15 protein-coding genes are annotated in these 12,906 nt (G+C 62.0%); 9 read left to right on the forward strand and 6 right to left on the reverse strand.

Annotated features, from left to right (window positions below):
- Positions 1–109 precede the first annotated feature (109 nt).
- Complete coding sequence (locus AC1DX6_RS13410) at positions 110–388, forward strand: hypothetical protein (protein ID WP_477314026.1); 279 nt, start codon at positions 110–112, stop codon at positions 386–388.
- A 295-nt stretch (positions 389–683) separates the two neighbouring features.
- Here the strand turns inward: AC1DX6_RS13410 and AC1DX6_RS13415 are convergent, their stop codons facing one another.
- Positions 684–1,442, reverse strand: a complete 759-nt coding sequence (locus AC1DX6_RS13415; protein ID WP_477314028.1) for a LuxR C-terminal-related transcriptional regulator — start codon at positions 1,440–1,442, stop codon at positions 684–686.
- Positions 1,443–2,216: 774 nt separating this feature from the next.
- Positions 2,217–2,441 carry a hypothetical protein gene (locus tag AC1DX6_RS13420; RefSeq protein WP_477314030.1) on the reverse strand — a complete coding sequence of 75 codons (225 nt, stop codon included), beginning with the start codon at positions 2,439–2,441 and terminating at the stop codon, positions 2,217–2,219.
- Positions 2,442–3,012: 571 nt separating this feature from the next.
- On the opposite strand from AC1DX6_RS13420, the gene AC1DX6_RS13425 reads away from it, so the two are divergent.
- Positions 3,013–4,512, forward strand: coding sequence for a hypothetical protein (locus AC1DX6_RS13425; RefSeq protein ID WP_477314032.1), 1,500 nt, complete (start codon positions 3,013–3,015; stop codon positions 4,510–4,512).
- Positions 4,513–4,563: 51 nt separating this feature from the next.
- Here the strand turns inward: AC1DX6_RS13425 and radC are convergent, their stop codons facing one another.
- Entirely contained in the window at positions 4,564–5,319 is a 756-nt protein-coding gene (gene radC / locus AC1DX6_RS13430) for a RadC family protein (RefSeq protein ID WP_477314034.1), read from the reverse strand.
- A gap of 38 nt (positions 5,320–5,357) precedes the next feature.
- Complete coding sequence (locus AC1DX6_RS13435) at positions 5,358–6,233, reverse strand: LysR family transcriptional regulator (RefSeq protein WP_477314036.1); 876 nt, start codon at positions 6,231–6,233, stop codon at positions 5,358–5,360.
- A gap of 97 nt (positions 6,234–6,330) precedes the next feature.
- Here AC1DX6_RS13435 and AC1DX6_RS13440 point away from each other — a divergent pair, with 97 nt between their 5' ends.
- Positions 6,331–7,299 carry a quinone oxidoreductase family protein gene (locus AC1DX6_RS13440; protein ID WP_477314038.1) on the forward strand — a complete coding sequence of 323 codons (969 nt, stop codon included), beginning with the start codon at positions 6,331–6,333 and terminating at the stop codon, positions 7,297–7,299.
- A 131-nt stretch (positions 7,300–7,430) separates the two neighbouring features.
- Here AC1DX6_RS13440 and AC1DX6_RS13445 read toward each other — a convergent pair whose 3' ends face one another.
- Complete coding sequence (locus tag AC1DX6_RS13445; RefSeq protein ID WP_477314040.1) at positions 7,431–8,333, reverse strand: LysR family transcriptional regulator; 903 nt, start codon at positions 8,331–8,333, stop codon at positions 7,431–7,433.
- A 122-nt stretch (positions 8,334–8,455) separates the two neighbouring features.
- Here AC1DX6_RS13445 and AC1DX6_RS13450 point away from each other — a divergent pair, with 122 nt between their 5' ends.
- Positions 8,456–9,196: an SDR family oxidoreductase gene (locus tag AC1DX6_RS13450; protein WP_477315097.1), complete on the forward strand. Its 741-nt coding sequence runs from the start codon at positions 8,456–8,458 to the stop codon at positions 9,194–9,196.
- 61 nt (positions 9,197–9,257) lie between these two features.
- Positions 9,258–10,160, forward strand: a complete 903-nt coding sequence (locus AC1DX6_RS13455; RefSeq protein WP_477314042.1) for an SDR family oxidoreductase — start codon at positions 9,258–9,260, stop codon at positions 10,158–10,160.
- 54 nt (positions 10,161–10,214) lie between these two features.
- On the opposite strand, the gene map is transcribed toward AC1DX6_RS13455, so the two are convergent.
- The gene (gene map, locus AC1DX6_RS13460; RefSeq protein ID WP_477314044.1) at positions 10,215–11,042 is read right to left on the reverse strand and encodes a type I methionyl aminopeptidase; all 828 of its coding nucleotides are present in this window, start codon (positions 11,040–11,042) and stop codon (positions 10,215–10,217) included.
- Positions 11,043–11,260: 218 nt separating this feature from the next.
- On the opposite strand from map, the gene AC1DX6_RS13465 reads away from it, so the two are divergent.
- The 4 genes from AC1DX6_RS13465 (at position 11,261) to AC1DX6_RS13480 (ending at position 12,865) form a co-directional block, all read left to right on the forward strand.
- Positions 11,261–11,653 carry a hypothetical protein gene (locus AC1DX6_RS13465; RefSeq protein WP_477314046.1) on the forward strand — a complete coding sequence of 131 codons (393 nt, stop codon included), beginning with the start codon at positions 11,261–11,263 and terminating at the stop codon, positions 11,651–11,653.
- Positions 11,654–11,769: 116 nt separating this feature from the next.
- The gene (locus tag AC1DX6_RS13470; RefSeq protein WP_477314048.1) at positions 11,770–12,006 is read left to right on the forward strand and encodes a hypothetical protein; all 237 of its coding nucleotides are present in this window, start codon (positions 11,770–11,772) and stop codon (positions 12,004–12,006) included.
- Between the two features lie 135 nt (positions 12,007–12,141).
- Positions 12,142–12,438 (forward strand): DUF982 domain-containing protein, encoded by a 297-nt coding sequence (locus AC1DX6_RS13475; protein WP_477314050.1) that lies wholly within the window; start codon positions 12,142–12,144, stop codon positions 12,436–12,438.
- Positions 12,439–12,619: 181 nt separating this feature from the next.
- The gene (locus AC1DX6_RS13480) at positions 12,620–12,865 is read left to right on the forward strand and encodes a DUF6074 family protein (protein WP_477314052.1); all 246 of its coding nucleotides are present in this window, start codon (positions 12,620–12,622) and stop codon (positions 12,863–12,865) included.
- Positions 12,866–12,906 lie beyond the last annotated feature (41 nt).

The raw sequence follows: 12,906 nt of genomic DNA on the forward strand, positions 1-12,906 counted from the left end.
ATTCCTCTGTCGCCGTCGGGCGACGTCCGCTGAAAAAGACACAGAAGCAGCCAGCCATCCAAGGCCGACGGATTTTTACTATCCATTTTGAAGTTGGGGAATCATCAACGTGGGCAAAGAAGAAATTGCTCGTGGATTTTCGCTCAGCGAAGCCCGGATCGGAACGGTGGAGGGGGGAGAATCCGGTGTTCTGGTGTGGAAATCCGACCAGCTGGTCGCCGTCCTTACCGAGATTGATGAGGAAGCCTATAGCACGAAAGGCAAATGGTTCCTCGAGACCGGCTTCGGGCTGCTGAGCGGGCAGCACAAGAACTTCGATACGATCGAGGAAGCCATTAGATGGGTGGGCAGATACACCTTCCCTGAGCCTGTTCCCGCTGTAGATTGATCGGCGGTCGCCAAGGCGGCAAGCCGCCCTGTACAGGTCCCTGCGAGCCCTCTCGACCTGTGTTCTGATACCTTCGTCGCCGGAGGGATCTTGAACCGTTTGTCAGACAGCCTTCGTCGACGTCCCAGACATGACACCCCAAAACGGTACGAGGACGAGATTCTCGCCGTGTAGGTGTGGCTGCTGCCAGAGACCTGATGCTATTCACTGCAATCGGTCATTCAACTTTCAAAGGCTGAACGAACGAAAACGGCCCGCCGGGATTCACCAAGGCGGGCCGTCTTATCGCTAGTGATTACTCCTCAACCAGAGCTCCTTCTGCGAAGAGATCGTTGACCTTGTAGGCGACCTCCGTCCGGTTGGTCGCCTTCAGCTTCTTCATGATGTTTCGAATGTGGACCTTCACGGTGCTTTCGCGCAGGTTCAGTTCATAGGCGATGATCTTGTTCGCCTTGCCGCGACGGAGCGCCTGGGCGACTTCGGCCTGCCTGAGCGTGAACATGCCAGTCAAAGGCCGCGTGTCGCAGCTGCCTGAATCTATCAGGTGCCGCATCGAGAGGACACTGCTCGCCGGGACGAAGATGCCTCCCGCCGCTGCAAGGTTGATCGCCTCGACACACACGTCGATCCCGACCGAAGTCGGAATGTAGCCGCGTGCGCCGCATTCGAGAGCCGTCAGTATCTGTGCAAGGTCTTCGGTGTCGGCCAGGATAACCACCGGCACCGATTTGAACTCGGACGAAATATGCCTGATCTCGTCCGCGATGCCATGATCGGTGACTTTCCGGCCGCCAAGGTTGAAGAGTATGGCAGCGAGGGGAGGGGCCGAACCCTTCTTCACCCGCCATTCTTCGATCGAACCCATGGCGACGACCGCCATGCCGAGTTCGTGGTCCTCGAGGGCCGATGCGAGACACTCGCGGTCTAGGGCCCTTCCGTCCAGGATGAGGAGGCATTGCTTGCCTGCCTGTTCGTGGACATTTTCCGTTCCGCTGGACGGAACTCTTGTCTGATTTGTGGAAGTGTAATCGTGCAATCCTACTGTAGAACCCATACTAGTACCCGCCTTTCCCCAACGCGATCTGCCTTGTGGCGGCCAATAGAGCTAGAGCTCCGTCATTCTTTTGGATTGAACTTTGATACCCAACCCACTCGAAGCTTCAGGCTGGGTTATCCCCAGCTTGGAGCCTTGAGCAGTTCCCCACTGCAGCCACCTAGAACAGCTTGAGCAGTCTATGGGTTATTTATAAGCAGTCTCTAACTTATGTTAATTTTATAAAGATTTTTAAGTCTTCAAAAAGACGTAGCCAAGCTGGAACCCAAGCGCTGCGATCCCTTGAAGACGCCGGAATGGGACGCTTGGCCTGCACCGGACCTTGTCGGACACATCGTGCCGTCGGCCAATCAGCCAAGCAGATCAACCCGATTGCGCAGATCACCCTGATTGGGGCTGTTCGGCCGGTCCTCATCCGATAGGCGGAAGCAGGATCCGCTCGCATCCCCTGACAACATTACATCTTACCTCCAAAAGCTTCGTCGACCCTCCAAAAGCTTCGTTGACGGCATATGTGCCAGGCTGAACATTGGAATGCCGGCGTCTGCTCAAGGCTTACGCGGCCTGTCTGCAGCGAAAGCGCGGAGACAGGATAGGGGAGTCACTGCCCGCCCAACGGCTCCCCTATCGCTCCGCGCGGCGAACACGCGGTCAGGCCAGGTTCCAGAGAAGTTTGATTTGGCAAGCAGAATCCGCTTGCAGGGCGTGGCTGACGTCGACGGAAATTAGCCGTCTAGCCGAAGGCTTCGTGGACGCTGGATGAAGGCCTGGGTCTCAGGCGTTTCCTTGAGGATCAGCCTCGCTTAGCCACTGCACATCCAGAAGCGTTCCGTCCGTCTGGATCACGGTTTCGAAGGCGGCTATCAGCCTTTTGGCGGCTTTGCTGGCAAGGTGGGACTCGGGGTACTTTGCCTCCACCGCCCGCGCACGCTCGTAAACTTCCTTGAGTTGCCTGACCTGCCTGGGACCGAATGCGCTATGTACAACCTGAATGGTCATACCGCTTCTCCTCCTCGTGCCGGAACTCCAACAACCCGCCCGTTGCCCGGCGCTCCCACGATTTCACCATTAACACAGGGCTGTGCAATTGACAGCAAAAACAAGCCTGCAGCCCTAGTATAAGATTGCCATTTCTCTTTGGTCGAGGCGTTCTTTAGGAGGCGGTCGCGGATTGAGGGTTAGCCCTTTGCAGGAGGCGCTGGCCGGATTACGAAAAGACAGCCAGCGCGAAACAACTCGTGGAGTTCACCGACTCGTCGGTCACCGCTTTCCCGAAAGCGAAAAGGCGCTCATTTTTCACATCCTCGATCCATCCCGCCGTGAATTTACGACGCAGCAGCCGAAACCTGGACATGCAGCCATTCAGTCTTCAAGCGCACGCCAAGCGGACGATCACCCTTCGGTACCCCACCTTAGGCAGGAGTATCTGCCATGTCCTGCAGATGCGGGTGTCGGGCTACGCCCTTTGGCTCTCTTGCTCGGGATATCCATCTGCCGAAAGATGAGCCGTCGGACAGTTTCGCGCGTCCGCATAACCCGGGGCCAAACCAAGCGGGAGGCTCGGTCAGCAATGCAGATGTCCTTGCCGGGGCTCCTGGTGGTCGCGGCCATTTTGATCGTTGCCTACTATTCCAGGGGAATGCTGATCATCGGCCTGGTCGCTTCCCAGGCATTCGGTGCGACGGCCGCCATGACGCTGACCTTTTTAGGTGGGTCGTCTCCGCTGATCTACACCATGTTTGCGGCCCTGCTCGTCACGGCCGTCGCCGCCAGACGTCGCATCTGGTTCGATCTTGGAAGCGTGTTCGGAAGCATCCGTCCGGTCTGGGTTCTGACAAGCCTGATGGCTTACGCAATCATCGGGGCATGGCTGTTTCCAAGATTCTTCGCAGGACAGACCGCCGTCTTCGTGCAGTCGAAAACCCGGGTTGCGGTCGTCGAAGCATCTCTGGCCCCGGTTTCGGGCAACATCTCACAGACGGGGTACTTCATTCTTGGCGGGCTCACCGCCATCGCGCTCTGCGTGCTGCTGCTACACTCCAACAGGATCGACCAGGTCCGCCGCGGCTTCTTCTTGTGGTGCGGTCTGCACACGGGCATGGGGCTGGTCGATCTTATCGGCAAGAACGCAGGAGCGGGAGACTTGCTGGCCCCGATCAGAACCGCCAACTACGCACTTGTAACCGAAGCAGTCGAGGCGGGATTCGTGCGGATCACGGGGCCTTTTTCAGAGGCCTCTTCCTTTGCAAGCGTTTCCCTCTGCTGTCTGGCATTCTGCTACACGTATTGGAGAAAGGCCAAATCACGCCTCGCCCAGTGCTTGGCGGGCATCCTGCTCTTCCTGACCGTTCTGTCGACTTCGTCGACCGCTCACGTCGGTCTCATTCTCCTGTGCCTTCCGGTCGCCTTCTCGATGTTGGTTTCGGTCTTCAGGGGGCGGGTTGAGCGCGAGGAGATACTCTTAACCGCTTTGATGGCGACAGGCGTGGTCGCCATCATGGGCATCAGCCTCTACAACGCCGGCGTCCTTGAACCCTTCGTCAAGTTGATTAACGCCACCATCGTCAACAAGGCAGATTCGGCCTCCGGCGAGGAGCGCGCCTACTGGAACGTAAAGAGCCTGCAGTCCTTCCTGGACACCAGTGGCCTCGGCATTGGTTTCGGCAGTTCAAGGGCATCAAGTTGGCCGATCGCGGTGCTTTCCCAACTTGGCTTGTTCGGGTCGTTGATGATGGCGATCCTGCTCGGCGTCCTGGTCAGCGGATTGGGGCGGATGCGGGAGTGGGTAGACCCAGAAACTGATGCGGTCGTGACAAGTGTCAGGAATGCTTCCCTCGCAGGCATAATTGCCAGCTCAGTGTCAGGTGGCAGTGCCGATCCAGGCATCCTCTTTTTCATCGGACTTGCCGTCGTTTCCGCCACTAGAGTTCGCGCCCGGCGCACCATGGCAGCGCTTGGGCGAACCACCGGACATCAGGCACCGGCAGTGGCAGAGACCCATGAGGGCTTCCTCTCTCGTGGTGGAGGAGCCACGTGGGCACCTGCAGCAGGATCGGGCAACCGGGAATGAGATTCCGTGTGGCCGCGGTGATGCGCCAGAGCCGCCACCCGCCTCGCTCGCTCAGATCAAAAGCAGGCCCTTCATCGAGGCATAGCCCTTCTTGCCGATGATGATGTGGTCGTGGACGGCGATGCCGAGCGGCTTGGAGCTGTCGATGATCTGTTTGGTCATCTCGATGTCGGCGCGCGATGGCGTCGGGTCGCCCGAGGGGTGATTGTGGACCAGGATAATCGCGGTGGCGGAGAGTTCGAGCGCGCGCTTGACCACTTCGCGCGGATAGACCGGCGTGTGGTCGACGGTGCCGACCTGCTGCACCTCGTCGGCGATCAGCGTGTTCTTCTTGTCGAGGAACAGGACGCGGAACTGCTCGCGGTTCTCGAATGCCATGACCGAGCGGCAATATTCGAGAAGCTGCGTCGACGACGACAGGAGCTCGCGGCCGCTGATCTCGCCGCGCGCCATGCGCTGCGCCGCCGCGGCAATGATCTTGAGATCGACCGCCACCGCCGGACCGATGCCCTTCACCTCCTGAAGCAGTGCCGCGGGCGCGCCGAGCACTTCGGCCAGGGTGCCGAAGCGGGCCAGTAGCGCCTTGGCGATCGGCTTGGTGTCGATCCGGGGGATCAGGCGAAACAGCAAAAGCTCCAGCAGTTCATAGTCGGGCAGGGCGTCAGGGCCGGCGGCTGTGAATCGCGTGCGCAAGCGGTCGCGGTGACCGATATAGTGCGGCTGTTCGATCGCCGCAGCCTTGGCAGGCGGCGGGATCCGCGCTTCGGAGAAGAAACCCCGTTCGTCGTCGTCGCCGATTTTCCCCATATGCCGCCATGCTCCCCCAAAAGGCTCAGGCGGAAAGACTAAGCCGGCAGGTCGGGGCGGTCGAGGTTTTTTGATATGTCCTTGCCGCCAAGCCCTTCCACCACAGCGCGGATCATCGGCACATCCTTGATATCGGTGTGCACGACCAGCCAGATTTCGCGTGTAAGCGGATCGGCGGGCAAAGGCAGTTTCGTCAAATTCTGGGGCGCCGCCATGAAATCCGGCAGCAACGCAACGCCGCCGCCAGCCTTGACCGCGGCCAGTTGAAACTCGAGCGCCGAAGCTCGGATGGCGACCGGTCGGCCACCGGCAATCTGCGCAAGCCGCCTTTCCTGTGGCGACGAGGCCATGGTTTCCTCATAGCCGACAAAGGTCCAATCCTGCTCGGGCGTTGCGGCGAGATAGGCGGGATCGGCATAGAGGTTGAAGCCGATCTCCCCGATCTTGGTGACGGTCAGATCGCCCTGTTCCGGCCGCGTCAGCCGCACCGCGATATCCGCCTCCCGCCGCCCAAGCGAGGCATAGCGTGTCTCGCCAATGACGACCACGTTGATGCCTGGATGCCGCTGCCGGAGGCTGACGAACCGCTCGACCAGCACTGCTGTCGCTAAGGCCGGCGGAGCGCTCACCCTGACCGTGCCAACATGCCGGTGGTCGGCATTCAGCGCGGCCCGCTCGATCGTCAAGGCATCTTCGCTCATGCGCGCGGCGATGGTGGCGATCTCCTGACCTTTGGCCGTGAGCGAAATGCGGCGCCCGCGCCGGTCGACGAGCTTGGTGCCGGTCTTTTCTTCGAGATGCGCCACGCGCCGCGCCACTGTGGCATGCTCGACGCCGAGTGCCCGTGCGGCGGCCGATAGCGTGCCCAGGCGGGAGAGAGCGTAGAAATGGCGCAGATCTTCCCAATCCACCATCGACGATTTTTTCCCATTGCTTGGGAAATTATAGGGAATTTTCAATCAACCGACCATCTGCCATTCACGCATTGGAACAGCAAATCGGAGAATGAGGATGGATATCGTCGTCACGCTAGCCGCTACGGGAGGCATCGACCAACTCCTGGTTTCGGAGCGCGCTCCGCAAGCTCCCGGCCCAAAGGAGATACGCATCCGCCACGAAGCGATCGGCGTCAATTTCCTCGATATCTACCATCGCAAGGGCATCTATCCGCTGCCCTCCTATCCCGTCGTACTCGGTGCCGAGGGCGCTGGTATCGTCGAGGCCGCCGGCCCCGAGGTCTCATCCCTCGCTGTCGGTGATCGCGTCGCCTATGCGGGTGCGCCGGTCGGCGCCTATGGTTCGACACGCCTGCTGCCGGCGGAACGGGCGATCAAGCTGCCTGACAGCGTCGCTTTGCGCACGGCAGCGGCATCGACGCTGAAGGGTATGACGGCCTATATGCTGCTCAACCGTACATATGCGGTGAAGCCGGGCACCACCATCCTCGTCCATGCCGCGGCCGGCGGCCTTGGCGCCATTCTGGTCCGCTGGGCAAAACATCTCGGCGCAACGGTGATCGGCACGGCCAGTTCCGAGGAGAAGGCCATCCTTGCCCGCTCCCACGGCGCCGACCATTTGATCGTCGGGCGCGATGCCGATCTCGTTCACGAGGTCATGGATCTGACTGGCGGTCGCGGCGTGGATGTCGGCTACGACGGCATCGGCGGCGTCATGCTTGCCAAGACAATCAAATGCATCCGGCCTTTCGGTATTGCCGTGAGCTTCGGCCAGGCGGCCGGGCCGATCCCGCAGGTTTCGCTCGACCAGTTACGGCCCAACCGCGCTCTTGCGCACCCGAGCATCATGGCCGCAACCGGCGACCCGGCATTCTATGCCGAAGCCGCTGCAGCCTTGATCGATGCCTTCCGCCTGAACATCACCGCAGCCATCGGCGAGGAATTCGCACTCAAGGACGCGGCCAAAGCCCACACGGAACTGGAGGCTGGACGGACCACCGGAAGCCTGCTGCTCATCCCATAGATCGATGCCAACGTGCGAGTTGGCGGACATTGCGCGTCCCAATGGATGCGCGGCGTTCCAGGCCGGTGGGCCGAGGTTTTTCGACGGTCGCGTGAAAATCTCGAATGCAGCTGCCGCGATCCGGCGGCGCTTCATTCGGGCCGCGCGGTTCGGTTGCGGAACTGTTGGGCCATCCAGTCGATGAACACGCGCAGGCGCGGCGACAATTGACGCGTCGGCGAATAGAGGACGTGGACCGGCAATGGCGACGGTGGAAAGCCGGCCAGCACCTCGACCAGCGCGCCGCTGGCCAGCTCCGAGACGACCCGGTAGCGTGGAACCTGGATCAGCCCAAGGCCCATGCAGGCGGAAGCGACATTGGTCTCGGGGCCGGTCACCGTCACCATGGCAGGCAAGGTGAACTGGCGGGTCTTGCCGTCGATGCTGAAGACGAGAGGAATGACCTCGGCTGCATCCGGCGCCATCAGGCCGACCATTTCGTGTCCCCCGAGCTCGTCGGGCGTCTGCGGCGTGCCAAAGCGGCTGAGATAGTCAGGGCCGGCGAAGGTGCCCCTTTCCAGCGTCGCCAGGCGTCGTTTTATCAGCGGACTGTCGGCCAGTTCGCCGGCGCGCAAGAGACAGTCGAAGCCCTCACGGATCATATCCATCGGCTGGTGCATCTCGCTGATATGCAGCCTGATATCCGGGTACAGCTCACGAAAGCGGGGCAGGCCGGGCAGCAGGAAATACCGCGCCTGGGTGCCATGCATGTCGACGCGGACCAGACCCGATGGCTTGGCGCCGACAAAGGCGCCTTCAGCATCTTCCAGATCGGCGATCAGGCTGACGCAGCGCTGATAATAGGCTTCGCCATCCAGTGTCGGGCTGACCTGACGGGTCGTGCGCTGCAGCAGCCGCACGCCAAGCCGCGCCTCCAGGCCCTTTACCGCATCGGTGACCGATGACCGGGGCAGGCCAAGATCGTCGGCGGCCTTGGTGAAGCTGCGCCGCTCGACGATGCGGATGAAGACGCGCATGGCGTCGAAGCGATCCATTGTTCGAATTCTCGAATGATGATGTCGGATTATGCCTGATTATCCGCGACACTGGAAGGCGCATCTTGCTGTCAGCCGATCAACGGCATCCAACAAGGAGACAGACCATGACCAACCAGACCATGACCAACCAGGCCGGCAAGATCGCCATCGTCACCGGCGCCTCGGGCGGCATCGGCGGCGCCGTTGCCGAGCGCCTTGCCAAGGACGGCTTCACTGTCGTGGTGAACTACGCCGGCAATGCCGCCTCGGCAGCGGCGATCGTCGCCAAAATCGAAGCCGCCGGGGGCAGGGCGGTGGCGGCCAAGGCCGACATCGCGGACGCAACCGCGGTGGCGCGTATGTTCGACACGGTCGAAACCGCTTTCGGCGGCGTCGACGTGCTGATCAACAATGCCGGCATCATGAACCTCGCCACGATCGCCGACAGCGACGATGCCCTGTTCGACCGCCAGATCGCCGTCAACCTCAAGGGCACCTTCAACACATTGCGCGAAGCGGCAAAGCGTCTGCGCGACGGCGGCCGGATCGTGAATTTCTCATCCAGCGTCGTCGGCCTGCTGCAGCCGACCTATGGCGTCTATGCTGCCACCAAGGCCGCGGTGGAGGCGATGACCAGCGTGCTTGCCAGGGAATTGCGCGGCCGCAACATCACGGTCAACGCAATCGCGCCGGGGCCGACGGCGACCAGGCTGTTCCTCGATGGCAAGCCGCAGGAGGTTGTCGATCGCCTGGCCAAGCTTGCTCCGCTCGAGCGCCTCGGCCAGCCCGAGGATATCGCCGATGCGGTCGCCTTCCTCGCCGGCCCGGACGGCGCCTGGATCAACGGCCAGACCCTGCGGGCAAATGGCGGGATCATCTGATCTCGCCGGCAACCCGGAACCGCTTCAGCTCCCAGCGAGCTTCAATCAAGGAAACATCATCATGTCCAAATTCGTCATCCTCGTCACCGGCGCTTCCTCGGGCTTCGGCCTGATGACCGCCAAGTCGCTGGCCGAAGCCGGCCATACCGTCTACGCCTCGATGCGCGAGACAACCGGGCGCAATGCGCCCCAGGTCGCAGCCGTCGCGGCCTGGGCCGCCGAGCACAAGGCCGATCTGCGCACCGCCGAGCTGGACGTGCAGTCGGACGTCTCGACCGATGCCGGCATCGCCCACATTCTCGCCGATGCGGGCCGACTGGATGTCATCGTCCACAATGCCGGTCATATGGTGTTCGGCCCCGCCGAAGCCTTCACCCCCGACCAGCTCATCCAGCAGTACGACGTCAACGTCCTGGGCGCGCAGCGGGTCAACCGCGCAGCACTTCCGCATCTGCGCGAGCAAGGCAAGGGCCTGCTGATCTGGGTCGGCTCCTCCTCGACGCGCGGTGGCACGCCGCCGTTCCTGGCGCCATACTTTGCCGCCAAGGCGGCAATGGATGCGCTGGCGGTGTCCTACTCGACCGAGCTCGCTCTGTGGGGCATAGAAACCACCATCATGGTTCCCGGCGCCTTCACCAAGGGCACCAATCATTTCGCGCATTCGGGCAAGCCGTCCGATGCGGCGCGGGCCGCCGAGTATGAAGCCGGTCCCTATGCCGGTATCGCCGATCGGGCGCTTGAGGGGCTGGCCGGCCTCGAGCCGGCCGACGCCGATCCGTCGGAGGTGGCCCGCGAGATCGTTCGCGTCGTGGATACGCCGTTCGGCAAACGGCCGTTCCGCGTCCATGTCGACCCGTCGCAGGACGGCGCCGAGATCGTCAATGGCGTTGCCGACCGCATGCGTCGGGAGATGTATCGCAACATCGGCCTTGAAGACCTGCTTCACCCGGCCGTGGTTGCCTGAATTCGCGGGCCTGAGCTCGCGGCCGTTAAACTGGCCTCGATATTCCTTGACCGCTCAGGCCGCCAGGCCGGGGCGGTCGAGGTTCTTTGGCGACAGCGTGAAAATCTCGCAGCCGGTTTCGGTGACGCCGATCGTGTGCTCGTACTGCGCCGACAGCGAGCGGTCGCGCGTCACCGCCGTCCAGCCGTCCGACAGCACTTTGACATGCGGCCGGCCGAGATTGATCATCGGCTCGACGGTGAAGATCATGCCCGGCCGCATCTCGACGCCTTCATTGGCGCTGCCATAGTGCAGGATGTTGGGCGCATCGTGGAACAGCTGGCCGACGCCGTGGCCGCAGAAATCGCGTACCACCGAGCAGCGTTCGCCTTCGGCAAAGGTCTGGATGGCGGCGCCGATGGCGCCGGTGCGGGCGCCCGGCCTGATCGCCGCAATGCCGCGCATCAGGCATTCATGGGTGACTTCGAGCAGGCGTTCGGCGGCGCGCTTGATGGTGCCGACCGGATACATGCGCGAGGAATCACCATGCCAGCCGTCGAGGATATAGGTGACGTCGATGTTGACGATGTCGCCATCCTTCAACGGCTTGTTGTCGGGAATGCCATGGCAGACGACGTGGTTGATCGAAGTGCAGCTGGATTTGGTATAGCCGCGATAGTTGAGCGTCGCGGGCAGTGCGCCGTGATCCATGCCGAACTCGAAGACGAAGCGGTCTATGGTTTCGGTGGTGACCCCGGGTTCGACCATCGGCACCAGTTCGTCGAGGCAGCGTGCGGTGAGGTCGCAGGCCTTGCGCATGCCGGCAAAACCTTCTTCGCCATAGAGGCGGATCTGGCCGGTGTTTCTCAGGGGTGCCGTGGCGGCGTCGAGGTAAGTGACCATTTTGTCCGTCTGCAAGGGTGGGCGGGCTGGAAATGTGAGCGCCGTTGCGAAAATCTCCCCAGATTTGGCACCGGATGGCGCAAGGTTCAAGGCCGAACTGCCGCCCATAGGGGTGCACAGGCGATATTCGGCTGCCCGGTGTGCCTGTCCGGCCCACGCCAAGCCATTCGGCCGCAAAGCTTTCCTTTCTTCAATTCGTAGGCTAGGGCGGTCTTCTGATGGCATCCAAGCGCGCAAATCCATTCACGTCGTCGATCAGGGCAGCCTGCTCGGGCCTGATGGCGCTGCTTTTGCTTTCGCTGTTGTGCCTGGGCCAGTCGGAGGCCACAGCATCGGCCACCGCCGCATCGGGCGGCGCCGATATCAGTGCCGCCCGGCAGGGCGATGTGGCAGCACTGCTGCGTATCACCGGCAAGACGCACGCACTTGAAATCCGCACCGCACGGCCGGTTCCAATCAAATTCGTCAGCGGCACTTCCGGCGCGCTTGCGCCTGAAGCCGCTTTCCTCCTGCTCGATCGGACCCCGGCGGTCCAGGTAGCTGTCGCCTCTGCATTCGTGGCCCCGACACGGGCAAGCGCCAACCAGCCGCGCGCGCCGCCATCCACATAGGCTGCCGGCGCTAGCCGCGCCTCTCAACCCATCCCCATCCCAATCCGCGTCGTGTCCTGTGCGACGGCCATCGGCCGTCACCGGCTGCGTGGCGCGTCATTTCCGGGAATATCCAGATGCAACGTATCAAAACACTCAAAACGCTTACGCGCGCGGTCTCGGCCGCTTTGTTTCTCTCGGTGCAGGCGCTCATCTGCATCGGAACCGTCTATTGGGCGATTGCCGAAACGCTCGGCATGGCGGGAACGGCAGCCCTGGTCTTTGCCGCACTCTTTGCCGTGCCGTCGGTCTACATCCTGATCATGGTCGTACGCATGGCTTACGATGCGGAGACCGATCCGGCGAACCAATAGCGCCCTGCGCCTCGGTGCAGGCTTCTGTCCGAAAGATGACCGCAGTGACGACACATTTTTGAGTAAAAGCCCGGTCAAGGCAACTTTCTAGGACGAACGGCGTTGCTGTGGCGACGCCGTTTCGGGAGAGAAAAGATGGACAGATTGCAATTCGAGGTGCCGGTGCGCATCGCGCCCGCGCCCGGCCTGCCGGTCGAGGAAATCTACAGTGTCGAACAGGCGCTCGACGTCCTGCATGGCTGGCCGGCGCGCCGGCAAGGCAAGGTTTACGAGGCTGCGTTCAATGCCTGTTTCGGCGCCACGGTCGACGTGGTCAAGACCGAGGACGCCTGCCGGGCATTCTTGGCGTTCTGCCGTGTCAGCGGCTTGCTGGCCAGGGACATGATGGTTCCTGGCAAGCGCGGCGGTGAGGCGAGGGGCGTGAGGATCTAGGCTGGAGCAAAGGCAATTGGCCGTCCGACCACGGCTCATTGCGCTTGCTCAATCGCCGGCGAAGTCTGCTGGCGCAAATGACGCCTGGACTGCCCCGTTAAGGTTCCATTTCCAGTTTTGCGGCTAGGCCAGTGCCTGTAGTGCAGCGTCTGATTCGTTGCGTCAGTGTGATGGTCCAGAGATGTCGTCAGCAAATGTGCGAGCCTTTCCAATAGACCGGCAGGTCGTCCTGGTGCGCGAGGTTGCCGCCAAGCTTGGCAACCTGCATGGCGACACAGCCACATCCTTCTGGAAAGCGACGGCGCGCGAACTCCTCGACCGCGCGATTGGGGCCGGCAATGACGCGGCTTCGGCCGCCAATGAGGTTCGCCGGTTTTTCGCGGCTGTGCAGAAAGAGATGCACGTGCTGACGGGTGATCTCGCCTAAAGCGCGTCGCGTTGAAGCGGATTCAGGCAACGCGCTTTAAG

It is taken from the genome of Mesorhizobium sp. P2_C4 (genome assembly GCF_056404575.1).